17 protein-coding genes are annotated in these 23,638 nt (G+C 71.7%); 7 read left to right on the forward strand and 10 right to left on the reverse strand.

All coding sequences use genetic code 11. From position 1 onward, the window contains the following. Positions 1 to 127: 127 nt before the first annotated feature. A complete protein-coding gene (locus ACWC94_RS29195) occupies positions 128 to 640 on the forward strand; it encodes a DUF6912 family protein (protein ID WP_450800176.1) in 513 nt (170 codons plus the stop codon). A gap of 57 nt (positions 641 to 697) precedes the next feature. Continuing rightward, complete coding sequence (locus tag ACWC94_RS29200; protein ID WP_450800177.1) at positions 698 to 1,366, forward strand: HAD family hydrolase; 669 nt, start codon at positions 698 to 700, stop codon at positions 1,364 to 1,366. Positions 1,367 to 1,485: 119 nt separating this feature from the next. Here ACWC94_RS29200 and ACWC94_RS29205 read toward each other — a convergent pair whose 3' ends face one another. Beyond that, positions 1,486 to 2,052 (reverse strand): DJ-1/PfpI family protein, encoded by a 567-nt coding sequence (locus ACWC94_RS29205; RefSeq protein WP_450800179.1) that lies wholly within the window; start codon positions 2,050 to 2,052, stop codon positions 1,486 to 1,488. A gap of 698 nt (positions 2,053 to 2,750) precedes the next feature. Here ACWC94_RS29205 and ACWC94_RS29210 point away from each other — a divergent pair. The 3 genes from ACWC94_RS29210 (at position 2,751) to ACWC94_RS29220 (ending at position 9,796) form a co-directional block, all read left to right on the forward strand. After that, entirely contained in the window at positions 2,751 to 7,688 is a 4,938-nt protein-coding gene (locus ACWC94_RS29210; protein WP_450800181.1) for an NAD-glutamate dehydrogenase, read from the forward strand. A gap of 127 nt (positions 7,689 to 7,815) precedes the next feature. Further along, positions 7,816 to 8,304: a GtrA family protein gene (locus ACWC94_RS29215; protein WP_450800182.1), complete on the forward strand. Its 489-nt coding sequence runs from the start codon at positions 7,816 to 7,818 to the stop codon at positions 8,302 to 8,304. A 55-nt stretch (positions 8,305 to 8,359) separates the two neighbouring features. Next, on the forward strand, positions 8,360 to 9,796 hold the full coding sequence (locus ACWC94_RS29220; protein ID WP_450800264.1) for a hypothetical protein: 1,437 nt from the start codon (positions 8,360 to 8,362) through the stop codon (positions 9,794 to 9,796). A gap of 237 nt (positions 9,797 to 10,033) precedes the next feature. Here ACWC94_RS29220 and ACWC94_RS29225 read toward each other — a convergent pair whose 3' ends face one another. From ACWC94_RS29225 to ACWC94_RS29240, 4 genes are all read right to left on the reverse strand, one after another. Next, positions 10,034 to 11,713: a glycosyltransferase family 2 protein gene (locus ACWC94_RS29225; RefSeq protein WP_450800183.1), complete on the reverse strand. Its 1,680-nt coding sequence runs from the start codon at positions 11,711 to 11,713 to the stop codon at positions 10,034 to 10,036. Further along, complete coding sequence (locus ACWC94_RS29230) at positions 11,710 to 13,926, reverse strand: CDP-glycerol glycerophosphotransferase family protein (protein WP_450800184.1); 2,217 nt, start codon at positions 13,924 to 13,926, stop codon at positions 11,710 to 11,712. The genes ACWC94_RS29225 and ACWC94_RS29230 overlap by 4 nt, the downstream gene beginning before the upstream one ends. A 150-nt stretch (positions 13,927 to 14,076) precedes the next feature. Beyond that, positions 14,077 to 14,898, reverse strand: coding sequence for an ABC transporter ATP-binding protein (locus ACWC94_RS29235; RefSeq protein WP_450800185.1), 822 nt, complete (start codon positions 14,896 to 14,898; stop codon positions 14,077 to 14,079). Then, positions 14,891 to 15,805 (reverse strand): ABC transporter permease, encoded by a 915-nt coding sequence (locus ACWC94_RS29240; RefSeq protein WP_450800186.1) that lies wholly within the window; start codon positions 15,803 to 15,805, stop codon positions 14,891 to 14,893. Before ACWC94_RS29240 ends, ACWC94_RS29235 begins: the two co-directional genes overlap by 8 nt. 221 nt (positions 15,806 to 16,026) lie before the next feature. Between ACWC94_RS29240 and ACWC94_RS29245 the strand changes: the two genes are divergently transcribed. Then, positions 16,027 to 16,653 (forward strand): TetR/AcrR family transcriptional regulator, encoded by a 627-nt coding sequence (locus ACWC94_RS29245; protein ID WP_450800187.1) that lies wholly within the window; start codon positions 16,027 to 16,029, stop codon positions 16,651 to 16,653. Between the two features lie 152 nt (positions 16,654 to 16,805). On the opposite strand, the gene galE is transcribed toward ACWC94_RS29245, so the two are convergent. From galE to ACWC94_RS29260, 3 genes are all read right to left on the reverse strand, one after another. Beyond that, entirely contained in the window at positions 16,806 to 17,786 is a 981-nt protein-coding gene (gene galE, locus ACWC94_RS29250) for a UDP-glucose 4-epimerase GalE (protein WP_450800188.1), read from the reverse strand. A gap of 99 nt (positions 17,787 to 17,885) precedes the next feature. Then, a complete protein-coding gene (locus tag ACWC94_RS29255) occupies positions 17,886 to 19,541 on the reverse strand; it encodes a glycosyltransferase family 2 protein (RefSeq protein WP_450800265.1) in 1,656 nt (551 codons plus the stop codon). Between the two features lie 44 nt (positions 19,542 to 19,585). Then, positions 19,586 to 20,854, reverse strand: coding sequence for a glycosyltransferase 87 family protein (locus ACWC94_RS29260; RefSeq protein WP_450800189.1), 1,269 nt, complete (start codon positions 20,852 to 20,854; stop codon positions 19,586 to 19,588). A 241-nt stretch (positions 20,855 to 21,095) separates the two neighbouring features. On the opposite strand from ACWC94_RS29260, the gene ACWC94_RS29265 reads away from it, so the two are divergent. Beyond that, on the forward strand, positions 21,096 to 22,691 hold the full coding sequence (locus ACWC94_RS29265; protein WP_450800266.1) for a glycosyltransferase family 39 protein: 1,596 nt from the start codon (positions 21,096 to 21,098) through the stop codon (positions 22,689 to 22,691). A gap of 15 nt (positions 22,692 to 22,706) precedes the next feature. Here ACWC94_RS29265 and ACWC94_RS29270 read toward each other — a convergent pair whose 3' ends face one another. Both ACWC94_RS29270 and ACWC94_RS29275 read right to left on the reverse strand, forming a co-directional pair. Then, the gene (locus ACWC94_RS29270; protein WP_450800191.1) at positions 22,707 to 23,123 is read right to left on the reverse strand and encodes a hypothetical protein; all 417 of its coding nucleotides are present in this window, start codon (positions 23,121 to 23,123) and stop codon (positions 22,707 to 22,709) included. A 9-nt stretch (positions 23,124 to 23,132) separates the two neighbouring features. After that, the gene (locus tag ACWC94_RS29275; protein ID WP_450800192.1) at positions 23,133 to 23,627 is read right to left on the reverse strand and encodes a MarR family winged helix-turn-helix transcriptional regulator; all 495 of its coding nucleotides are present in this window, start codon (positions 23,625 to 23,627) and stop codon (positions 23,133 to 23,135) included. Positions 23,628 to 23,638 lie beyond the last annotated feature (11 nt).

Here is a 23,638-nt window from a genome sequence, read left to right on the forward strand (position 1 = left end):
GCCTCCGGGGCGTGGGCACAGACCCGAAAGGGGACGGGCGCACGTATCCTGAAGGCCCTCCGGGAGACGCGGCAGCCGGCCTTCCCGGGGCCTCAGCGGAGCCTTTGAGCAGGAAAGAGCGGCCAGCATGCGCGTCTACGTCCCCCTGACCCTTCCCGGTCTCGCCGAGGCGCACAAGACGGGTGAGCTGGGGAGCGGCCCCTTCGCCGCGTATGCCGTCACGCCCGCGTTGCGCGAGTGGTACGTCTCGGAGGACATCGAGGAGCTGGAGTACGCGGCGCTCAGCCGGGCCGCGCTGGCCTCGCTGCGGCGGCTCGCGGCGGACCCGGACGCGGTACGGCGCCGGGTCGTGGTCGCCGTGGACGTGGCCGACGGTGCCGCGACCGTCGACCCCGACCGTGGTCTCGACCCGACCGCTCTGGGCGAGGTGACCGTGACGGTGACCGTGCCGCTCGCCAAGGCGGCCGCGGTGCACGTCGACGCCGATGACGCGGAGCAGGACGTGGCCGCGGCGGCCGAGGCGCTGGAGGCGGCCGACGGCGGGGACGACGACGCGCAGTCCGTCGTGGACGGAGCGGACGATCACGAGCTGCTGTGGTACGCCACGCAGGAGATCCACAACCTGGTCGGACCGGCCTGACCTGGGCGTATCCGCTCGCGGCGGTCGTTGTCAGTGGGGGCGGGTACGGTCTTTGGCATGGGGATGCAGGCAAGCACGCACATCGTCTGGGACTGGAACGGCACGCTGTTCCACGACAATGACGCGATCATCGGGGCGACCAACGCGGCCTTCGCCGAGCTGGGGCTCGCGCCGATCACCCTGGAGCAGTACCGGTCGCTGTACTGCGTGCCGGTGCCGAAGTTCTACGAGCGGCTGCTCGGCCGGCTGCCGACCGATGCCGAGTGGGAGCTGATGGACGGGGTCTTCCACCGGTACTACGCCGAGCACCGGACGCGGTGCGGTCTGACCGAGGGGGCGGCGGACCTGCTCGCGGGGTGGCGGTCGGCGGGGTACAGCCAGTCGCTGCTGAGCATGTACGGGCACGAGGAACTGGTGCCACTGGTGCGGGGATTCGGCATAGAGGCGCATTTCCTGAGGGTCGACGGGCGGACGGGGCCGTCCGGGGGCAGCAAGGCCGCGCACATGGTGCGGCATCTGAAGGCGCTGAGCGGGGTGGTGGAGCCCGCGCGGACCGTGGTGATCGGGGACGCGGCGGACGACGCGGTCGCGGCGGGGCGAGTCGGGGCCCGGGCGGTGCTGTACACCGGCGGGTCGCACAGCCGGGCCAGTCTGGAGGAGGCGGGGGTGCCGGTGGTGGACACGTTGGCCGAGGCAGTGGAGGAAGCGGAGCGAATAGCGGCGTAGCAGGGGCTTGTCAGGTGCCCTGCTGCGCCAGCGGGGCGGGCGTTCGTTGCGCTGGACCGCGCTTGCAGCGTGCCGCCGAACCGCGGCGCCACCGGCGAGACCCCGCCCCGCCACCCGGTTCAGTTCGCCGGTGCCTTGCTCCTCAGTACCCGGAGGAACTCCCGCATCCAGGCCGGGTGGTCCGGCCAGGCCCGGGAGGAGACCAGGGTGCCGTCGACCACGGCCTCGGCGTCCTGGAAGCCCGCTCCGGCCGCCTGCATGTCCGGCTCGAGCGCGGGGTACGCCGTGACCCGGCGGCCGCGCAGGCTGTCGATCGCCGCGGTGAGCAGCGGACCGTGGCAGATCTGGGCGACCGGCTTGTCGGAGTCGAAGAACGCCTTGAGGATCTTCCGCAGTTCGGGGTCGTTGCGCAGATACTCGGGGGCCCGCCCGCCGGGGATGACGACGGCCGCGTACTCCCCGGGATCCACGTCGGAGAAGGCCAGGTCGGCGGGCCAGGTGTAGCCGGGCTTCTCGGTGTAGGTGTCGTAGCCGGGTTCGAAGTCGTGGACGACGAAGCGGAGCGTCTTGCGGGAGGGAGCCGCGATATGGACGTCGTAGCCTTCCTCGCGCAGACGCTGGTACGGGTAGAGGACTTCCAGGGACTCCGCCGCGTCGCCGGTGACGATCAGGATCTTCGCGGGCATGTCGGCTCCTCCGGGTACTCCGGTGTTCCGGTACTCCTGAGCGGGACGCACTGTCCCTGGGCAAGGTGCCAACACCAGGCGTGCTTGCCAAGGGGGCCGTCGCGGTTCCGGCGACGACCTCGGAGCCTCACCGGATGTCAGGGTGCCCTGTTCTCAGAGTGCGGTCGGGACTCTGCCCGCGCGACCGGACGCCGCCGCCCGCCCCTGCCGCCCGCGCCGGTGACCCCAGGGGCCCCACGCATCCGGATACGTCACCACCCCCCGCCCGGCCGCTGTGCAGAACGTCAAACTTCACCCCTTGGTTTTGTACACATACGGCTCATGACGGGTCCGGGGTAAGGAGCGATAGCCTTGTGGCGTGATCAGCGCGATATCTCGCGGGGGCGATCCTGCCCCCGCCCTGCGCCCGGGTTGCACGGAACACCTCCGTGACCGGGCGGCGGTCGCTGGTCTTCGCGGGCGGGACGGGGCCGCAGCAGCCCCCGGGACGCCGAGGACACCCCTGGACACGGCGGCGCCGAGAGCAGCGTCACACCCCATGGGCGTGTCGAGAATGGCCGAATTCCCCCCGCGTATCTCACCTCGCGGCATAGCGTCGATACGGACCGGACACCCCGGGCCGTGGCGTCGGGCCGGAGGGGAAGAGACCGTACTTCCTTCTACGTCACGCAACGGCGCGCGACAGGAGTCAGAGGACAATGCAGACCAAGCTGGACGAAGCCAAGGCCGAGCTGCTCGAGAGGGCCGCCCGGGTAGCTGAGAACAGCCCGGTCGGGGGGCACCTACCGACCGGGACCACGGGCGAGGGCTCCCCGGACACCCCGGACAGCGAGTCCGTGCTCGCGTTCCTCCAGCGCTACTACCTGCACACGGCCCCGGAAGACCTCACCGGCCGCGACCCGGTCGACGTCTTCGGCGCCGCGCTGTCGCACTACCGGCTCGCCGAGCACCGCCCCCAGGGCACGGCGAACGTGCGGGTCCACACCCCGACCGTGGAGGAGAACGGGTGGACCTGCAGTCACTCGGTCGTGGAGGTCGTCACCGACGACATGCCCTTCCTCGTCGACTCGGTCACCAATGAGCTGACCCGGCGCGGGCGCGGCATCCATGTCGTCGTCCACCCCCAGTTCGTCGTCCGGCGCGACCTGACCGGCAAGCTGATCGAGGTCCTGCCGACCCCGCCCGCCGGCGACCTTCCGCACGACGCGCACTTCGAGTCCTGGATCCACGTCGAGATCGACCGGGAGACCGACCGCGCCGACCTGAAGCAGATCACCGCCGACCTGCTGCGCGTGCTGTCCGACGTCCGCGAGGCCGTCGAGGACTGGGAGAAGATGCGGGACGCGGCGACCCGGATCGCCGACGGCCTGGAGAGCGAGCCGCTGCCCGGCGACCTGCCCGCGCCCGAGGCCGAGGAGGCCCGCGAGCTGCTGCGCTGGCTGGCCGACGACCACTTCACCTTCCTCGGCTACCGCGAGTACCAGCTGCGCGACGACGACACGCTCGCCGCAGTGCCCGGCACCGGTCTCGGCATACTGCGCTCGGACCCCCACCACGCCGAGGACGAGCAGCACCCGGTCAGCCCCTCCTTCGAGCGGCTGCCCGCCGACGCCCGCGCGAAGGCCCGCGAGCACAAGCTCCTCGTGCTGACGAAGGCCAACAGCCGGGCCACCGTGCACCGGCCGTCGTACCTGGACTACATCGGCGTCAAGAAGTTCGACGAGCAGGGGAACGTCGTCGGTGAGCGGCGGTTCCTCGGGCTGTTCTCCTCGGCCGCGTACACCGAGTCCGTGCGCCGCGTCCCCGTCATCCGCCGCAAGGTCGACGAGGTGCTGGAGCGCGCCGGGTTCTCGCCCCACAGCCACGACGGCCGGGACCTGCTGCAGATCCTGGAGACCTACCCGCGCGACGAGCTGTTCCAGACGCCCGCCGCCGAACTGCAGTCCATCGCCACGTCCGTGCTGTACCTGCAGGAGCGTCGCAGGCTGCGGCTCTACCTGCGCCAGGACGAGTACGGCCGCTACTACTCGGCCCTCGTCTACCTCCCGCGCGACCGCTACACCACCGGTGTCCGGCTCCGGATCATCGACATCCTGAAGGAGGAGCTCGGCGGCATCAGCGTCGACTTCACCGCCTGGAACACCGAGTCGATCCTCTCCCGGCTGCACTTCGTCGTCCGCGTCCCGCCGGGCACCGAACTGCCCGAGCTGTCGGACTCCGACAAGGAGCGCATCGAGGCCCGTCTGGTGGAGGCCGCCCGCTCCTGGACCGACGCGTTCGCCGAGGCGCTGACCGCCGAGTGCGGCGAGGAGCACGCGGCCGAGGTGCTGCGCCGCTACAACAACGCCTTCCCCGAGGGATACAAGGCCGACCACACCCCGCGTGCCGCGGTCGCCGACCTGGTCCACCTCGAGCAGCTCGGCGAGGACAAGACCTTCAGCCTGAGCCTGTACGAGCCGGTGGGCGCTGGGCCCGAGGAGCGCCGCTTCAAGATCTACCAGAAGGGCGGCACGGTCTCCCTTTCCAAGGTGCTGCCGGTGCTCAGCCGCCTCGGCGTCGAGGTCACCGACGAGCGGCCGTACGAGCTGCGCTGCGCGGACCGCACCACCGCCTGGATCTACGACTTCGGTCTGCGCATGCCGAAGGCGGCCGGTGGCGGGGAGTACCTCGGCGACGACGCCCGTGAGCGCTTCCAGGAGGCCTTCGCCGCCACCTGGACCGGCAAGGCGGAGAACGACGGCTTCAACGCGCTCGTGCTGAGCGCCGGGCTGACCTGGCGGCAGGCGATGGTGCTGCGCGCCTACGCCAAGTACCTGCGGCAGGCCGGTTCGACCTTCTCGCAGGACTACATGGAGGACACCCTCCGCAACAACGTCCACACCACCCGGCTCCTCGTCTCCCTGTTCGAGGCACGGATGTCGCCGGAGCGGCAGAAGGCCGGGCTGGAGATCACGGACGCCCTGCTGGAGGAGCTGGACGCGGCCCTCGACCAGGTGGCGAGCCTGGACGAGGACCGGATCCTCCGCTCCTTCCTCACCGTCATCAAGGCGACCCTGCGCACGAACTTCTTCCAGGCGGCGCACGGCGGCCAGCCGCACGAGTACGTCTCCATGAAGTTCGACCCGCAGGCCATCCCGGACCTGCCGGCGCCCCGCCCGGCGTACGAGATCTGGGTGTACTCGCCGCGTGTCGAGGGCGTGCACCTGCGCTTCGGCAAGGTCGCCCGAGGCGGTCTGCGCTGGTCCGACCGGCGTGAGGACTTCCGCACCGAGATCCTCGGCCTGGTCAAGGCGCAGATGGTGAAGAACACCGTCATCGTGCCGGTCGGCGCCAAGGGCGGCTTCGTCGCCAAGCAGCTGCCGGACCCGGCCAAGGACCGCGACGCGTGGCTGGCCGAGGGCATCGCCAGCTACAAGACGTTCATCTCGGCGCTGCTCGACATCACCGACAACATGGTCGCCGGCGAGGTCGTGCCCCCGAAGGACGTGGTCCGGCACGACGAGGACGACACCTACCTGGTCGTCGCCGCCGACAAGGGCACCGCGACCTTCTCCGACATCGCCAACGGGGTCGCCGAGAAGTACAACTTCTGGCTCGGTGACGCCTTCGCCTCCGGCGGCTCGGCCGGCTACGACCACAAGGGCATGGGCATCACCGCGCGCGGCGCCTGGGAGTCCGTCAAGCGGCACTTCCGCGAGCTGGGTGTGGACACGCAGACCGAGGACTTCACGGTCGTCGGCATCGGTGACATGTCCGGTGACGTGTTCGGCAACGGCATGCTGCTGTCGGAGCACATCCGCCTGGTCGCCGCCTTCGACCACCGGCACATCTTCATCGACCCGACCCCGGACGCGGAGACGTCGTACGCCGAGCGCCGCCGGCTGTTCGAGCTGCCCCGCTCCAGCTGGGCCGACTACAACACCGAGCTGCTGTCGGCGGGCGGCGGGATCTTCCCGCGCAGTGCCAAGTCGATCCCGGTCAACGCCCACATCCGCGAGGCCCTCGGCATCGAGGACAAGGTCACCAAGATGACCCCGGCCGACCTGATGAAGGCGATCCTCCAGTCGCCGGTCGACCTGCTGTGGAACGGCGGCATCGGCACGTACGTGAAGTCGTCCGTCGAGTCGAACGCGGACGTCGGCGACAAGGCCAACGACGCCATCCGCGTCGACGGCAAGGACCTGAGGGTCAAGGTCGTCGGCGAGGGCGGCAACCTGGGCCTGACCCAGCTCGGCCGGATCGAGTTCGCCCACCACGGTGGCAAGATCAACACCGACGCGATCGACAACAGCGCCGGTGTGGACACCTCCGACCACGAGGTGAACATCAAGATCCTGCTGAACGGCCTGGTCGCGGACGGCGACATGACCGTCAAGCAGCGCAACAAGATCCTCGCCGAGATGACCGACGAGGTCGGCGCGCTGGTCCTGCGCAACAACTACGCGCAGAACACCGCGATCGCCAACGCCCTGTTCCAGGCCAAGGACATGCTCCACGCCCAGCAGCGGTTCATCCGCCACCTGGTGCGCGAGGGCCACCTGGACCGGGCGCTGGAGTTCCTGCCGACCGACCGCCAGATCCGCGAGCGCCTCGGCCAGGGCCAGGGCCTGACCGGCCCGGAGACGGCCGTCGTCCTGGCGTACACGAAGATCACAGTCGCCGAGGAGCTGCTGGCCACCTCCCTGCCGGACGACGCGTACCTGCGCGGCCTGCTGCACGCCTACTTCCCGACGGCGCTGCGCGAGCGGTTCGCCGACGCGATCGACAGCCACCCGCTGCGCCGTGAGATCACCACGACCGTGCTGGTCAACGACACGGTCAACACGGGCGGTACGACGTATCTGCACCGTCTGCGCGAGGAGACCGGCGCCTCCCTGGAGGAGATCGTCCGGGCCCAGACCGCGGCCCGCGCGATCTTCTGCTCGGCACCGGTGTGGGACGCGGTCGAGGCCCTGGACAACCAGGTCGACGCCGCCGTGCAGACCCGCATCAGGCTGCACTCGCGCCGCCTGGTGGAGCGCGGCACGCGCTGGCTGCTCAACAACCGGCCGCAGCCGCTGGAACTCGCCGAGACCGTCGAGTTCTTCGCCGAGCGGGTCGAGCGGGTGTGGCAGGAGTTGCCGAAGCTGCTGCGCGGCGCGGACCTGGAGTGGTACCAGCACGTGTACGACGAGCTGTCCGCGGCCGGGGTCCCGGACGAGCTCGCCACCCGCGTGGCCGGGTTCTCCTCCGCCTTCCCGGCGCTCGACATCGTGTCGGTGGCCGACCGCATGGGCAAGGAGCCGCTGGACGTCGCCGAGGTGTACTACGACCTCGCCGACCGGCTCAGCATCACGCAGCTGATGGACCGCATCATCGAGCTGCCCCGCGCCGACCGCTGGCAGTCCATGGCCCGCGCCTCCATCCGCGAGGACCTGTACGCGGCACACGCGGCGCTCACCGCGGACGTCCTCGCGGCCGGGAACGGCACCTCCACTCCCGAGCAGCGCTTCAAGGCCTGGGAGCAGAAGAACGCGCCCATCCTGAGCCGGGCGCGCACCACCCTGGAGGAGATCCGTAGTTCGGAGACCTTCGACCTCGCCAACCTCTCGGTGGCGATGCGGACGATGCGGACGCTGCTGCGCACGCACTCGTAAGCCGTAGCGCCCCGGGCCGACGTGAAATCGGCCCGGGGCGTTCCCTTTCTTGCCGACCCTTAGCGAAAAACGATCAGCGAATTTACGGTTTCCTGCTAATCGATGGCCTTCGGATAAGGTCTGCGATGTGACTGTTCACCTCACCGAGACCCGCCCGGCAGCGCCCCCCGCGCCCGCACCCGCGCCGGCTCCGGCCCGGCCCGTCACGCGTGTCGTGCTGGAGGTCGTGAAATTCGGGATCGTCGGCGGCAGCGGTGTCCTGATCAATTTCCTGGTCTTCAACCTGCTGCTGCACGGTCTGGGTTCGCCGGTGATGACGGCGAACGTCCTGGCCAGCTGTACCGCGATGGCGACCAATTACCTGGGCTTCCGCTATTTCGCCTATCGCGACCGGGCCTCGCGCACCCGCGGCCAGATCATGCTGTTCTTCGTGTTCAGCGGCCTCGGTGTCCTGATGGAAATCGGCCTGTTCTGGGTCGGCTACCACGGTCTCGGCCTGCACGGCGTGCTGCAGGCGAACGGGGCGAAGGCACTGTCGATCGTGCTCGCCTCCGCCTTCCGTTTTCTGGTCTATCGCACCTGGGTGTTCCAGCAGGATGCACACCGCACCGTCTGACACCGAGCCGGTGAGCCGCACACCGTCCCCGGCGGGCGCCGCGCGGGCCGGCCGGATGCTGCCGCAGGCCGCCGCCGCGCTCGTCGTCGTCCTGCTCCTCCTGGTGATCGTCCGCCTGCCGTGGGCGGGGGACCTCGGCATGCACGCGGCCACCGTCCAGCGCCTGCGCCATGACCTGCTGCATCCCGGCAACCCGCTGGTCGACGCGGACACCCCGAGCCCGTACTACTCGCCGTGGATGCTGGTGCTGGGCGTGTTCGCCCAGCTGACCGGCCTGCCGGTGTTCGTGGTCCTGCGGATCGCCGCGCTCTGCGGGCTGACCCTGCTGGTCACGGGGGTCTGGCGGTACGTCCGCACCCTCAGCGCCCATCGCATGGCCCCCGCGCTGGCCCTGCTGGGCCTGCTCTTCCTCTGGGGCCCAGTGCTGTTCAACTGGTCCGGCTTCCTGGGCCTGAACTCCCTGGCGCTGACAGTGGCCTACCCCAGCGTCTTCGCGCTCGGCCTCACCTTCCACTTCTGGGCCTGGCTCACTCGGGCGATGCGGGAGGAGACCGCGTGGGCGAGGTGGCTGTGGCTCGGTGTGCTGTGGGCGCTGATCCTGCTGTGCCACCAGTTCACGGGCGTCGTGGCGTCTCTCGGGGCGCTGGCCACGGTGATCGCGGCGCGGCCGGCCCGGGCGGTGCTGCCGCGACTGGCCGCCGCGCCGGCCCTGGGCCTGCTCCTGCTGTGGCTGTGGCCGTACTACGACTTCTTCTCCCTCTTCTCCGCCGGTGCGGACCTGGAGGCCATCCACAAGCCGCTGTACGAGGACCTGGCCGCGCGGTTCGGGCTGGCGCTGCTCGGGGTGGCGGCGCTGGTGCTGCGCGTCCGCCGGGACCGCCGGGACCCCCTGGCCGTGTTCTTCCTCCTCGGCGTGCTGGTGTTCGCCGCGGGCGGGCTGACCGGCCACTACTCCTGGGGCCGCGCCCTGCCGGCCGCGCTGATCCCGGCGCAGCTCGCGGCCGCGCTGGAGGCCGTGTCCGCGGAGCGGCGGGCCGTGCGGACGGGGTGGGCGTGCGTGCTGGGCGCCGCGCTGGCCGTGGGGGCGTGGACGCAGGCCGGGACGCTCGGGTACGTGACGGGAAGGGCCGCGCTTCCTTCGCCGGTCGCGGCGAAGTACCGGACGCCGTGGGTGGGGTACCACTGGATCACGCCCTGGGTGAGGTACGGGGACGTGGTCATGGCCCGGACGTTTCCCGCGCGGCAGATCCCCGCGTACGGGGCGTACACCGTGGCACCCGGGTATCCGGATGTGTTTCTGCGGGACGCCGCGCGGCGGGAGGCGGCGGTGGAGCGGTACTTCGCCGCGGGGACGTCCGCTGCTGCCCGGGCCGGGATTCTGCGGGAGTACGACGTGAAGTGGGTCGTGGGGCCGGAGAGCCTGACGGGACCAGGGTTGCGGAAGGTGACCGTGGGTCCAGGAGGCCAGACCCTGTACCGAGTGGCGCCCTGAGCCGAGGCGGTCCGGGGAGGCACGACTGCCCGCGGCCAGGAGCGCCCCGAAGGGGCGCGGGGAACCGCGCGAGCGGCCACGTCGGACCCGCAGCCGTCCACGCGCCGTCGGTTCAACGGCGCATCGGCGACTACGGACCCAGCCGTCCACGCGCCGTCGGTTCAACGGCGCGTGGGCGACCACGGACCCGCGGTCGCCGACGCCCCTCCAGCTCGACGGCGTTTCGCAACCGGCCCCTTACCTCAGCACGCTGGACAGCAGCTTCGCCGCCTTGCGGACCCGGGGTCCGGCCATCCGCTTCACCACCGGTCGGACCACACGGGCCGTGACCCCCACGGGAGTCCAGCGGAGCTGCAGGCGGCCGGGGGTGCGGCCCTCCGGCTCGACGGTGACCTCGTGGGGGGTCGCGCCGGAGCGGTAGTCGATGCGGGCCCGGAGGACGGGGAAGTCCAGGGGTGCCAGCAGGAGGCCGGTGTTGGCCAGGCCCTGCTGCTGGAGGCGGACCAGCGGGTGGCGTACGCCCGCGAAGCCCTGCAGTGGGAGCGAGGCCGTGGTCAGGTCCAGGCGGACCGTGCCCTCGAAGACGCCGGGGCTGACCGGGTCGAGGCGGAAGGGAACCGTCATACGGCGGTTGCCCGGCGACACGAGCAGGGCGGCGCGCTGCGGGCCGACCGGCAGCCGCAGCCCGGGGTCGTACGTGCGGACGGAGAGCGTCACGCAGGCGCCCCGCCCGGGCGTCAGCTCGACGATCTCGTGGCGGAACTGCGCGCTCGGGAACGGACGCGTGTCCAACTCCATGTCGGACACGTCCAGTTCGCGGCGACCGCGGTCGTCGCAGGGGACACGGTCCCCCCAGTACGGCACTCCGGACGCGTCGGTCGTGATCAGGCGCGGTGCCACCCCGTGGCCGAGGCCGCGCGCGGCGAGCTGGGCGTCGGTCAGGCGCCCCGCCCGCACCAGTTCCAGCACCACCCGCTCGGGGCGGGGCAACCGGACGAACGCACCGTCGGACAGCGTGTCCAGGTACGGGTTCACGATGTCCGCGAAGGCGTTCAGCCACTCCTCGTCCCGGTAGGGCAGGTCGCCCGCGTACATCCGGAAGTCGTGCTTGAGGAACTTGAAGTCCTTGTCCTCGCGCAGACCCGCGTGTCCGCTCTCCACCAGGAAGTCGTCGATCAGGCGCTGGACGTGGACGCGGTCGCGGACGTTCGTGACCTTGTGCCGCTGGTTGGAGATGGAGGCCGTCGCCGCCGCCGCGAACGGGTCGATGTACCAGACGTACACCGGGTCCGGGATGATCGTGAACGCCTTCGCCAGGCAGTACGCCTGCGCCGAGAACAGCTGGTCCTCGTAGTGGATGCCCTCCGGGAAGCGGAGTTCGTGGCGGTCCAGGAAGGAGCGGGTGTACATCTTGCTCGTCGACAGGTGCTCGAAGAGCAGGCGGGGGTCCGCCTCGATGCCCTCCACCGTGCGGCGCTCCGCCACCAGGTGCGGCATCCACGTCGTACGGCGGCCGTTGTCCACCCGTACCCGCCGTACCGCGCCCATGGCGAAGTCCACCTCGCGCTCGCGGTGTGCGGCGAGCAGCAACTCGACCGCGCGGGGCGGCAGTTCGTCGTCGCTGTCGAGGAACATCAGATACGGCGCCCGGGCGATCTCGATGGCCCGGTTGCGCGGGGCGCTGCAGCCGCCGCTGTTCTCGGGCAGGCGGAGGTAGCGGACGCGGGAGTCCTGCGCCTCCAGCCGGCGCGCCACCGTCGGTGTGTCGTCCGTGGAGTGGTCGTCGCTGATGATGATCTCGATGTTCGCGTGCGTCTGCGCGCGCAGGGACGCCACCGCCCGCGGCAGGCGCGCCGCGTCGTTGTAGACGATGACGGTGACCGTGACGTCGGGGGTCGTGGTCGTCGTGGTCGTCATGCCGAGGCCTCCTCGGGGGTCGGGGCGGGGGTGCGTTCCTCGAGCGGGACCACCGGTGGCAGTGACTCCTCCGGCTCGCCCAGGAACACCCGTCGTACGACCCGTTCGGCGGCGTGTCCGTCGTCGTACTCGCAGAACCGGCGCCGGAAGGCGGCCCGCGCCTTGGCCGCGCTCTCGTCGCGCCAGGCGCCGGAGGCGAAGATCTCCGTCAGCTCCTCCTGGGTGCGGGCGACCTGGCCGGGGTGGTCGGTCATCAGGTCGAAGTAGACGCCTCGGGTGGTGCGGTAGGTCTCCCAGTCGTCGGCGTAGACGACGATCGGGCGGTCGAGGTTGGCGTAGTCGAACATGATCGACGAGTAGTCCGTGACCAGCGCGTCGGCGGCCAGGCACAGCTCCTCGACGGGGTCGTAGGAGGAGACGTCGATGATCCGGCCGGAGCGGCGCAGGCCGGTGAGCGGGGAGGCCGCGCCGCCGTAGAAGTAGTGGGCGCGGACCAGGAGCACCGTGTCGTCGCCGAGCCGGTCGGCGAGGGCCGCGAGGTCCAGGCGCGGGGTGAAGCCGGCCTCGTAGTCGCGGTGGGTCGGGGCGTACAGGACGGCCGTCCTGCCGCGCGGGATGCCGAGGCGTGCGCGGGCGGCGCGGACGTCGTCGGCGGTGGCCGAGTAGAAGACGTCGTTGCGCGGGTAGCCGTGGTCGAGCGAGGTGTAGCGGGCCGGGTAGGCGCGCTCCCACATGCGGGTGGAGTGGCTGTTGGCGCTGACGCTGTAGTCCCACTTGTCGATGCGGCCCAGCAGGGCGTCGAAGTCCAGGCCCTTGGCGGCGGCCGGGTGCTCCATCTGGTCCAGGCCCATGCGCTTGAGCGGGGTGCCGTGGTGGGTCTGGAGGTGGATCGCGTCGGGGCGCTTGACCACCGCGTTGGGGAAGTTGACGTTGTTGACGAGGTACTTGGCGGTGGCCAGGGTCTCCCAGTAGCGGCGGGTGCCGGGGATCACATGGTCGGTGCCGGGCGGCAGCAGGGCCTCGTTGCTCTTCGCCACCACCCACACGGGGTGGATGTGCGGGGCGAGTTCGCGGAGTTTCGCGGCGATCGCGGCCGGGTTGCAGGCCACTCCGCGCTCCCAGTAGGCGGCGAACACGGCCAGGTCCGGGTCGACGGGGCGGCTCAGGGCGCGCCGGTACTGCTGGTCGCGGAGCTTGGCGCCGACCTGCTTCTTACGGGTCCGTACGGCCTTCTTGGCGGCGCGGCGGGCCCGGTTGGCGGCCTGGAAGGCGCGGTACTTCGTGTACGCGCCCTCCTCCAGCAGCGCGTGCCGTACGCCCTCCACGCCCGCCGGGCGCTCGTGGTTCTCGGGGCGCCAGCGGACCGCGGCGAGGGAGGCCCGGCGGAAGAACTCCCGGGCCACGTCGTCGGGGAGGTTCTCACCGGCGAAGGTGCGCACGAGGTCGCGCATCATCAGGTCGTAGAGCACCGTGCGGGCGGCGCGGCGGTCCTTGGTGAGCGCGAGCAGCGACTCGTAGCGCTCGATCAGCGCGAACCGCTCCTCGGGGGCGCGCGGCGGCAGGCTCTCGGGGCGCAGTTCGCGGTTCTCGTACGCCACCTGGTTCAGACAGGCGACGCGGCCGGCGTGCAGCAGGGTGGCGTACGCGGCGTGCGGTTCGTCGTGGGTGGTGAGCCGCTCCTCGTGCGCCTGCCAGAACGACGCGCGCACGGCGCGGTTGCCGAGCAGCGGGGTCAGGCGCAGCAGGTCGGCGGACTCGTCCAGGGGCAGGCCCTCGCGGCCGACGGCGGCGAGGAGGCGGCCGTCGCGGGAGGGGGTGGCGGCGGTCTGCCAGGTGGTGGTGACGTGGTCGACCAGGAGCACGTCCACGGGGGCGGCGCCGTCGGTGCCGGCGGCGTCCAGTTCGGCGGTGCGCTCGGCGATCAGCCGGGCGGCGCCGGCCGGCAGGCCGTCCTTGGCGTGCACGAAGTGCAGCCAGCGGCCGGTCGCGCGGGCGGCGCCGGCGGCCCGGGCCGCCGCGTCACCGGTGCCCTCGGGCAGCGGTACGACGACCGTGTCGGGGGCGTGGCCCTCGGCCGTCTCCCGCGCCCAGTCGCCGACCGCCGCGACGACGACCTCGGCGTCCGGGAGGGGGTGGGCTTCCAGGGAGCCCAGTAGCTCTGTCAGATGCCCCTGTGCGTTCGGTCCGTAGACGATGACGCTGAGTTGGGGCATCGCAGTGAACTCCTTCTGCTCGTTCAGCTCGGGGCACCCTTCATAACATACTGTCACTAAGCGGATGAAAGGGATGACCGTGCTCGGGGTGAGAGACGTGCGGGGAGGAAGAGGAAGTTCCGCGACTCCCGGTTTCCCTCCTGCTAACTTTTACGCCGCCTTGCCGGCACCGGCCTTCTTGTCGCCCTTGTCACCGGTGAAGGCCTCGTACTCCTTCATGACGTCCTCCGTCGGTCCGTCCATGCGCAGCTCGCCGCGCTCCAGCCACAGGACCCGCTCGCAGGTGTCGCGGATCGACTTGTTGTTGTGGCTGACCAGGAAGACCGTGCCCGCCTTCTCGCGCAGTTCACGGATCCGCTCCTCGGAACGCATCTGGAACTTGCGGTCGCCGGTGGCCAGGGCCTCGTCGATGAGCAGGACGTCGTGGTCCTTGGCGGCGGCGATGGAGAACCGCAGCCGGGCCGCCATACCGGAGGAGTACGTGCGCATCGGCAGGGTGATGAAGTCGCCCTTCTCGTTGATCCCGGAGAAGTCGACGATGTCCTCGTAGCGCTCCTTGACCTGCTCCCGGGACATGCCCATGGCGAGTCCGCCGAGGTGGACGTTGCGCTCGCCGGTGAGGTCGTTCATCAGGGCCGCGTTGACGCCGAGCAGGGAGGGCTGGCCGTGGGTGTAGATGTGGCCGTTCTCCACGGGGAGCAGTCCGGCGACCGCCTTGAGGAGCGTCGACTTGCCGGAGCCGTTGGTGCCGATGAGGCCGATCGCCTCGCCCTTGTAGGCGATGAACGACACCTTCTTCACCGCGTGCACCCGGCGCACGCCCGCCGCCTTCTCGGCCTGCTTGCGGCGCAGGATGCGGTTGAGGGCGGCGGTGGCGGTGCCGCGGCCTGAGCCGGTGCCGTTGACCCGGTAGACGATGTCGACGTTCTCGGCGATGACGGTGGGGATCCTTGCTTCGGTCTGCTCAGCCACGGCCGTACGTCTCCTCAGCCTTCCAGAAGTAGATGAAGCCGCCGATGCCGGCGAGCAGCGCCCAGCCGGTGGCCGCGGCCCACACGTGCGGGGGCAGCTGGCGGGCGTGGAAGCTGTCGATCAGCGCGAACCGCATGAGGTCGATGTAGACCGCGGCCGGGTTGGTCTCCAGCAGGATCGTGACGATGTGCGGCAGGTGGTCCTTCTTGGTGAGCTTGTCGATGCTCCACATCACACCGGACACGTACATCCAGGTGCGCAGGATGAACGGCATCAGCTGGGCGATGTCCGGGGTCTTGGCGCCCATCCGCGCCATGACCAGGGACACGCCGGTGTTGAAGACGAACTGCAGGACCAGGACCGGGAGCGCCAGCGCCCAGGAGGCGGCGACCGGCACGCCGAAGCAGAGCAGGATGACGATCAGCGCGGCCATCGAGAACAGCAGCTGCTGCAGCTGCTGGAGGCAGAAGGAGATCGGCAGGGCGGCGCGCGGGAAGTGCAGGGCGCGGACCAGGCCGAGGTTGCCGGAGATCGCGCGGGTGCCCGCCATGATCGAGCTCTGCGTGAACGTCCAGATGAACACGCCCGTGACCAGGAACGGGACGTAGTCCGGCACGTGCTGCTTGGTGCCCATCAGCACGCCGAAGATGAAGTAGTAGACCGCCGCGTTCAGCAGCGGGGTCATGACCTGCCAGACCTGGCCGAGTTTCGCCTGGCTGTACTGGGCGGTGAGTTTGGCGGTGGCGAAGGCGGTGATGAAGTGGCGCCGGGCCCACAGCTGGCGGACGTACTCCGGCAGGGAGGGGCGGGCGCCGCTGACCGACAGGCCGTGCCGGGCGGCCAGTGCCGCGAGGTCGTCGTCGGCCGGGGCCTGGGTGGGGGGCGGTGTGTCGAGGACCTGGCTCACATCCGCTGCTTTCGCTCGGGGGGAGGGGTGGCGCGTCCGGCCGCCGGCCGGGGCGCGTCGTGTGGGTCCGTCGTCCGGCGCTTCCTCCGCTTCGCGTGTTTCCTTACGCTTCTCTTCACGTTCTCTTACGTCGGGACGGGACCGTATCGTCGCAACGTGAGCGTAGAACCAATCGACGTCGGAACGCAACCGTTTCGTCGTAACGGCCTATGCTGTGCGTCATGACGACGAACGCCGACGAGCCGCCGACGCGTACGCGCCGCCGGACCCCCGCCGGGGCCGCCGTGCTCCGGGAGGACGTGACCGAGGCCATCCGCGCGGCGGTCTTCGAGGAACTGGCGGCCGTCGGATACGCGCGCATGTCCATCGAGGGGATCGCGCGGCGCGCGGGTGTCGGCAAGACGGCGGTGTACCGGCGCTGGCGTTCGAAGCTGCACCTCGTCCTGGACGTGGTGTCGGCGATGGCGGTCCTCGGCCTCCCCGCCCCCGACACGGGCTCCCTGGAGGGCGACCTCCGCCTCCTCTACGAGGTCACCTCCCGCGCCCTGCGCCACCCCGTCGCCTCGCAGATCATCCCCGACCTGCAGGCGGAGGCGGCCCGCAACCCCGACATCGCCGACGCCTTCCAGAAGGCCCTGCGGGACGGTCAGGAGGGCGTGGCCAGCAAGATCGTGGCCGCGGCCGAGGAGCGGGGCGAGGTGCGGGCCGGGCTCGACCCCGACCTCGCGCTCGATCTGATCTCCGGCCCCCTGTACTGGCGCGCGGTGGTCATCCGCTCCCCGAAGCCGCCGAAGGGCTACCTGCAACAACTGGCCCGGGCCACGGCGGGGGCACTGAAGGCGCTGTGAGGGGGAGCGCCCCGCAGGGGGCGCGGAGAACCGCGCCGGCAACGACGTACTAGCCGCAGGCGGGACGCTTGAGAAGTCGTACGGCGAGCCGCGTCAGGTCGTCCGCACGCAGAACCCTTCTGCCGAACCCCGGGAACGATCACCGGTGCGGGCTACGACCGTGCCGCCTCCGGGTGGTGGTGCACCCAGCCCTCCCAGGCTGAGGTGATCATGTCCTGGACGTCGTACTTGGCCTGCCAGCCCAGCTCGGTGGCGATGCGGGTGGCGGAGGCGACGACGCGTGCGGGGTCGCCGGGGCGGCGCGCGGTGACGGTCGGCGGGCGGTCGTAGCCGGTGACCGCGTTGATGCGGTCGATCATCTCGCGGACGGAGACGCCCTCGCCGCGCCCGATGTTGAGGGTCAGGTCGGTGCCGGGGGAGGAGGCCAGGGCGCGGGCGACGGTGACGTGGGCCTCGGCCAGGTCGACCACGTGGATGTAGTCCCGGACGCAGGTGCCGTCGGGGGTCGGGTAGTCGTCGCCGAAGATGCGCGGCGCCGCCCCCTCGGTGAGCTTCTCGAAGACCATGGGGACCAGGTTGGACACGCCGGTGTCGGCGAGTTCGGGGCCGGCCGCGCCCGCCACGTTGAAGTAGCGCAGGGAGGCGGTCGACATGCCGGTCGACCTGCCCGCCGCGCGGACCAGCCACTCGCCGGCCAGCTTCGTCTCGCCGTAGGGGGACATCGGCCGGCACGGGGTCTCCTCCGTCACCACGTCGACGTCCGGCATGCCGTAGACGGCGGCCGAGGAGGAGAAGACGAAGGACGGGATCTCCGCGGCCGTCACCGCCTCCAGGAGGACCCGCAGGCCCTCGACGTTCTCGCGGTAGTAGTGCAGCGGGCGCTCCACCGACTCGCCCACCTGCTTCTTGGCCGCCAGATGCACGACCCCGCTGACCTCGTGCTCGGCGAGCGTGCGGGCCACCCGGTCCGCGTCCAGGATGGAGCCCCGTACCAGGGGGACCTGTGCCGGTACGCGCTCTGCGACGCCCGAGGACAGGTCGTCGTAGACGACCGTGCGCTCGCCCGCCTCGGTCATCGCCCGTACGACGTGTGCCCCGATGTATCCGGCACCGCCGGTGATCAGCCAGGTCATTACGGCCGTCTCCTCGTCACTCGGCCCGTTCCGCCGCGTGGCGCGGAGGTGGGCATCTCTCAGTCAAGCAGCGGGCGCGTCGGTGACGCACCGGGCGGCTCAGCGCAGCAGCCGCCGGAGCCGGCCGCGCAGCACCTGTACGACTCCGCGCACGCCGGTCGCCAGGCGCACGGCCAGGGCGCCGGAGTGCGTGGCGTACGGCTGCACCAGGAGCACGCCGTGCCGGACGCTCGGGACGGCGCTCCGGCGCAGCCGGCCGGCGCCCGCCAGGGCGTGCGCCGTGACCTCCCGTTGCGTGCCGTCCGCGAAGCGTACGGTCAGCCGCAGGTCCCAGGTGCCCGCACCGAGCGCGGCCAGGTCGACGGGCAGTTCCGTCGACCAGCTGTCCGTGCCCAAGGGCGCGAGCGGAACCGTCGTGCGCCCCCGCGTGCGCTCGTCGTCGCGCGAGACCCACTCCACGTCCACCTCGCGCGGGCCCCCCTCGGCCACTCTGCCGTACAGCTCGTGCAGCCGCAGGCGCAGCAGCGAGGCACGCGCGCGTGGACGCAGTTCCGCGTCGAGGGCGAGCGGGAGGCCGGCGACCGGACGGGTCAGGAACGGCGCGAGGGTGACCTGGGGAAGGTCGGCGGACCAGACGGGGACGCCGTCGGCGGTGCGGGCGTAGGGCGGCAGGAGGCGTGCCGGGCGTGCGGCCAGTTCGCGCAGCCGGGGCAGGTCGCGCGGCTCGGGCGACTCCAGGACGACCCGCGCGAGCAGCCGGCCGGGCGCCGTCGGGTTCAGCTCCCAGTCGGGGGCTTCGTAGTGCGCGAGGTGCTCCCGTGTGTGCGCCCACCACGCGCGCTGGTAGTGCGCGTCGCGCAACCCCAGCTCGCGCGTGTACATGCGCACCTCGTGGTCGAGGAACTTGGCCCGCGCCGCCCGCGCCAGCTCCTTCTGCCCGGCGCTCAACAGGATGTCGTACGCCTGCGCGCACGCCTCCACGCGCGCCTGCCAGTTGTCGATGTGCTCCCGGTCCAGTGAGAGCGACAGCCGCTCGGCGTTGCGGCGCACATGCCACACGTACACGCGCTCCGGTACGAGCGCGATGCGGGGGCCGGCGGCCAGCACGCGCGCGGTGAAGACGATGTCCTCGTAGAGGAAGCGGCCATCCGGGAAGCGGATGCCGTGCTCCCGCAGGAAGTCGGTGCGGTACAGCTTGTTGACGCACAGCGTGTCGTGGACCAGGCGCGGCCGCTGGGAGGGGCGCGCGAGGGTGGTGTGCGCCGTGTAGAGGGGTGCCTGCCAGGGCTGTTCGCGCCCCGAGGGCAGCTCCCGGCGCACGCACAGCCCACTCGCGACCTCGGCGTGCGCCCCCGTGGCCGCCGTCAGCAACGCGTCCACCGCACCGGGAGGCAGTACGTCGTCGCTGTCCAGGAACATCACGTACGGCGTCGTCACCGCGTCGACCCCGGTGTTGCGCGGGCTGCCGCAGCCGCCGCTGTTCTCGCTCCGGCGCACGACGCGCAGCCGGGGCTCGTCGGCGGCCAGCCGGTCGAGCAGCTCGGCGCTGCCGTCCGTCGAGCAGTCGTCCACGGCGACGACCTCGGTGACCGCCGGACCCTGGGCGAGTGCCGAACGCACGGCGTCAGCGATGTGCGCACGGTCGTTGTAGCCGATGACGACGACAGCGACCTGCGGGGCGGGCTCGGGCTCGGCGGGGTCCGGGCCGACGGGCGGATCGGGCCGGTCGGGTGTGTCGGGCGGGTCGGGTCGCATGGAATCCACAGGCCGGGAGCGTAGAAATGAAGGGTAATATTCCGTTAAGAGCTGCTTAGCAGTCGGTCGGGAAGACGGTCGGAATCGCGCCAGGGTTGCGTCGTTCGCAGGTTCTTTCCATCCGCCTCCGCGGCCCGCCACAACCGGACGAAGGACAGCACGGCGGCGGCGGCCAGGACGCCGTTGCGGATCAGCATCAGCACACAGCCGGTCCAGGTGCCGCCGATCACCTCGTGGTAGCACATCGGGTACACCACGGTGCTCAGCGCGGTCGCCGCCAGGACCAGCGCCGCGACCGGCCGCTGACTGGTGTGCCTTGAGGTCAGGCACACGGCGGCCAGACCGAGCAGCCAGATCATGTACTGCGGGCTGATCACCCGGCTGGTGACCGTGAACAGCAGCACCGCGCTCAGCGCCGCGTCGTACGGTGTGGCCTCGTTCCAGCGCCGCGCCCGCACCCGCCACAGCACCAGCAGCGCGAAGGCGACCGCCGTCAGCGCCAGCGAGGCGGTGGCGACGGCGTCCACCGCAGGGCCGACCAGTTCGACGGCGCCGTACCGGTAGCGCGTCCGGCCCGGCCAGCCGGTGTGCCGCGCGAGGTTCAGCGCCGTACCGCCGAGTGACTCGATCTGCACCCCGCGCCCGCCCTGCTGCCGCAGAAAGGACAGCGGGTGGTCGAACAACACGGCGAGAACCCCGAGGCAGCCCGCCCCGGCGGCCACCGCCCACCCCCACGCCCCCCGCGTCACCCGCCCCCGGGGCGTGCCCAGCAGCACCAGCGCCGGCCACACCTTCACGAGCGCACCCAGCGCCCCGCACACCCCGCCCGCGCGCGGGGAGCGGCCCAGCGCCAGCAGGGAGAGCACGGCCAGGCCGGTGACCTGGACGTCGTACCGGGCGAGCGGGACGTGCAGCAGCAGCGGCAGTCCGCCCGTCCACAGGGCCGCACCGAGCAGACTGCGCCCGGCACGCGCGCCCGCGCGGGCCAGTGCCGCCGTCACCAGCGCGTCCATGGCCAGTGTGAGCACCACGAACGCCTGGAAGTACGTCAACCACGGCAGCAGCCCCGGCATCAGCAGCACCACGCCCGCGCCCGGCGGGTACTGCCACAGCGTGTCGTGCGCCGGGAGGGAGCCGTGCGCCAGGACGCCGCGCCAGCCGGAGTACAACCGCCACACCTCACGTGCCACCGACCCCCCGCCGAGCAGTGGGTCGTTGTCATGGACGAGGAGCCACAGCATCAGGGCGCGCGTGGTGAGCCAGAGAGCGGTGACGGAGAGGACCGGGCCGGGGGTGACACGGAGACGGTTCATCACATGGGAGCCTAAGCCGCACGGATGGTGTATCCCTGCTGATACGCCGTCATGGCCGCTAAAAGGTTGGCTAATCACAAAAGATCGGGCCGTGGTGAACGTCGGGGTTCCTGCGAAAGCGCAGTCGCGCGAGGCGGCTGCAACGACAGCCGTCGCAGCGGCCGGTGGGGCGGGGCACACGTCCAACGGCCACCGGGCGCGGATCCGCCGCCGGGTCGCCGCAGGCGTGCCCGCGCTCGTGATGCTCGGGGCCGGGCTCTGGGGGCTCGACCGGGGCGGGATGTGGCGGGACGAGGCCGTCAGCTTCCAGGTCGGGCGGCGTACGCCGCCGCAGATCTGGCAGTTGCTGCACGAGGTGGACGCCGTGCACGGTCTGTACTACCTGCTCGTGCACGCCGTCCTCGCCGTCCGTCCCGGCGAGGTCGCCCTGCGGCTGCCGTCGGTGGGCGCGGCGGCGGTGACGGCCGCGCTGGTGGCGGCGCTCGGCACCCGGCTCGCCCGGCCGCGCGTCGGACTGTGGGCCGGGCTGCTGTACGCCGTCGCGCCGATGGCCGGCCACTATGCGCAGGAGGGCCGCTCCTACGCCCTGGTCGCCGCCGGAGCCACGGGCGCGACGCTGCTGCTCGTACGGGCGGTGCAGGGGGGTTCCTGGTGGGCGTACGGCGCCGTCCTCGCCCTCACCTGCTGGCTGCACGAGTTCGCGGTGCTGCTGCTGTGTGCCCACGCGGGGTCGCTCGTGCTGGCTCGGGCAGGGGCGCGGGTGTGGCGGGGCTGGGGGTGCGCGGCGGGCGGGGTGGTGCTGTCGCTGCTGCCGATGGTGGTGGTGTCGTGGGGGCAGGCGGCGCAGGTGGCGTGGCTTCGGAGGCCTACGGCGTCTTCGGCGGAAGGGTTGTTGCGGGGGTTCCTGGGGCCGGCCACCGGGGTGTACGCGGTGTGCCTGGTCCTTGCCCTGGTGGGGCTCTCGGGGCTGGTGGGGCGGCGGGGGGACATCACTCTTTCGGGGGTGGCGTTGCCGTTGACCGTGGTTCCGCCGGTGGTGTTGATGTCGGCTTCCCAGATCTCGCCGCTGTATGTGGACCGGTATGTGCTGTACGCGTTGAGCGGGGCGCCGTTGCTGGTGGCCGGCGGGGCGGAGTGGGTGGCCGGGGCCGTGGGGCGCCTGCGGCTCGGGGGCCGTCGCGCGCCCACCCGTTGCGCTCCGCGGAACGACTGCCCCCACGGTGACGGCGGGTTGAAGGGGCGCCCTCTGCGGAACGACTGCCCCCACGGCGACGGGAGGCCGGAAGGGTGCCCCCTGCTGCAGGCCCCTTTCGGTGCCCTGGCCGGTGTTCTCGCCGTCTGCCTCGCCCTCCTCGTCCAGCTCCCCCTCCTGCGCGCGGACCGTGATCCCGACAGCCGGGCCGATGATTTCGGGGCCGTTTCCGGGGTGGTGGCACGGGAGGTGAGGCCGGGTGACGCGGTGGTGTTCCTGCCGGGGAGCGTTCGGAACGTGGCCCTCGCCTATCCGCGGGCGTTCCGGGGGGTGCGGGACGTGGCGCTGGTGGAGGGGGCGGCCGGGTCGGGGACCCTGTACGGGCGGGAGGCCGGGCCCCGCGAGGTGCGGCGCAGGCTGGCGCGGCTGGACCGGGTGTGGGTCGTGGCGGACCCGGACCTGCTCGCCGGGCACTGGAGCCCCCGCAGTCCCGCCGAGCGGGCCAAACTCGCCGTGCTGCGGAGGGAGTTCACCCTGCGGGAGGACATCCCGCGGGACGGGACGACCGTACGGCTGTACGTCCGCGGCCCACGGTCCGCGCCCGTCGGCCGGCGTCGGACGGTCCGCGTCGGCCGGTGGGCCTAGGGGGTTTCGTTTGCGTCAGGTCGGATCAGCCCGGGTCCGAACGAAACCCCCCTGGGGCGCGTTGGGCGGATCCTGCGGCCGTACGGCGTCGAACAGGGGCCAGCCGTCCACGTCCACCGAGCCCGCCGCGGGAAACAGCCCACGGGCCAGGGCCTCGTCCAGCAACGCCCGGACGCTGCCGGGCTCGTGGAGGTTGAGGTACTCACGGTCCGGCAGGCGCACCACCGCGCCCTCGTCGAAGTAGCCGTCGGCGATGGCCCGGCCGGATGCCGGCCGGAACACAAGGCGCAGACGGGCCCGGCTTCCGGGACGCCACAGCGTCACCGTGCTGCTGCAGCCGGGGTGGCCCCGCACGCGATCGTGCCGGTGCCCGAAGCACCAGCCGTACACGATGCCGCCCGCCACCAGGCGGCGGACCCTGCGCCTCGCCATGGCGGCACTCTAGGACAAGGCCTGGTGCCCTTCGGCCCGTGCCGCCGCGTCCAGCGCGGTGGTGAGCCGGTCGAGGCGTTCGCGCAGCTCGGCGATCTCCGCCAGGTCGAAGCCGGTCGCGCCCATGATCCGGCGCGGCACCCGAAGGGCCTGCTCGCGCAGTGCCGCGCCCTCCTCGGTGAGCCGGACCCGGACCGAGCGCTCGTCCTCGGCGCTGCGCTCCCGGCGCACCAGGCCCGCCCCTTCCAGCCGCTTGACCAGCGGGGACAGTGTCCCGGAGTCGAGCCGCAGATGTTCGCCGAGGGCCTTGACGGGCAGGTCTCCCTGCTCCCACAGGACGAGCATCACGAGGTACTGCGGGTAGGTCAGCCCGAGGTCCTTGAGGATCACGCGGTAGACGCCGTTGAAGGCGCGGGACGCCGCGTGCAGCGAGAAACAGATCTGGCGGTCCAGGCGCAGCCACTCGGTGTCGGTCATGCCTCCAGGGTAGCTCTTGCGGTCCATTTAGTTGTGCA

It is taken from the genome of Streptomyces sp. NPDC001135, assembly GCF_053598395.1.

What these genes read in the sequence shown, in the direction of transcription:
- ACWC94_RS29270 (WP_450800191.1), bottom strand. Translation starts at nt 23,123, where the DNA reads ATGGCGAGGCGCAGGGTCCGCCGCCTGGTGGCGGGCGGCATCGTGTAC.
- ACWC94_RS29220 (WP_450800264.1), top strand. Translation starts at nt 8,360, where the DNA reads ATGCTGCCGCAGGCCGCCGCCGCGCTCGTCGTCGTCCTGCTCCTCCTG.
- ACWC94_RS29275 (WP_450800192.1), bottom strand. Translation starts at nt 23,627, where the DNA reads ATGGACCGCAAGAGCTACCCTGGAGGCATGACCGACACCGAGTGGCTG.
- ACWC94_RS29225 (WP_450800183.1), bottom strand. Translation starts at nt 11,713, where the DNA reads ATGACGACCACGACGACCACGACCCCCGACGTCACGGTCACCGTCATC.
- ACWC94_RS29260 (WP_450800189.1), bottom strand. Translation starts at nt 20,854, where the DNA reads ATGAACCGTCTCCGTGTCACCCCCGGCCCGGTCCTCTCCGTCACCGCT.
- ACWC94_RS29210 (WP_450800181.1), top strand. Translation starts at nt 2,751, where the DNA reads ATGCAGACCAAGCTGGACGAAGCCAAGGCCGAGCTGCTCGAGAGGGCC.
- ACWC94_RS29230 (WP_450800184.1), bottom strand. Translation starts at nt 13,926, where the DNA reads ATGCCCCAACTCAGCGTCATCGTCTACGGACCGAACGCACAGGGGCAT.
- ACWC94_RS29245 (WP_450800187.1), top strand. Translation starts at nt 16,027, where the DNA reads ATGACGACGAACGCCGACGAGCCGCCGACGCGTACGCGCCGCCGGACC.
- galE (WP_450800188.1), bottom strand. Translation starts at nt 17,786, where the DNA reads ATGACCTGGCTGATCACCGGCGGTGCCGGATACATCGGGGCACACGTC.
- ACWC94_RS29265 (WP_450800266.1), top strand. Translation starts at nt 21,096, where the DNA reads ATGCTCGGGGCCGGGCTCTGGGGGCTCGACCGGGGCGGGATGTGGCGG.
- ACWC94_RS29195 (WP_450800176.1), top strand. Translation starts at nt 128, where the DNA reads ATGCGCGTCTACGTCCCCCTGACCCTTCCCGGTCTCGCCGAGGCGCAC.
- ACWC94_RS29200 (WP_450800177.1), top strand. Translation starts at nt 698, where the DNA reads ATGGGGATGCAGGCAAGCACGCACATCGTCTGGGACTGGAACGGCACG.
- ACWC94_RS29255 (WP_450800265.1), bottom strand. Translation starts at nt 19,541, where the DNA reads ATGCGACCCGACCCGCCCGACACACCCGACCGGCCCGATCCGCCCGTC.
- ACWC94_RS29205 (WP_450800179.1), bottom strand. Translation starts at nt 2,052, where the DNA reads ATGCCCGCGAAGATCCTGATCGTCACCGGCGACGCGGCGGAGTCCCTG.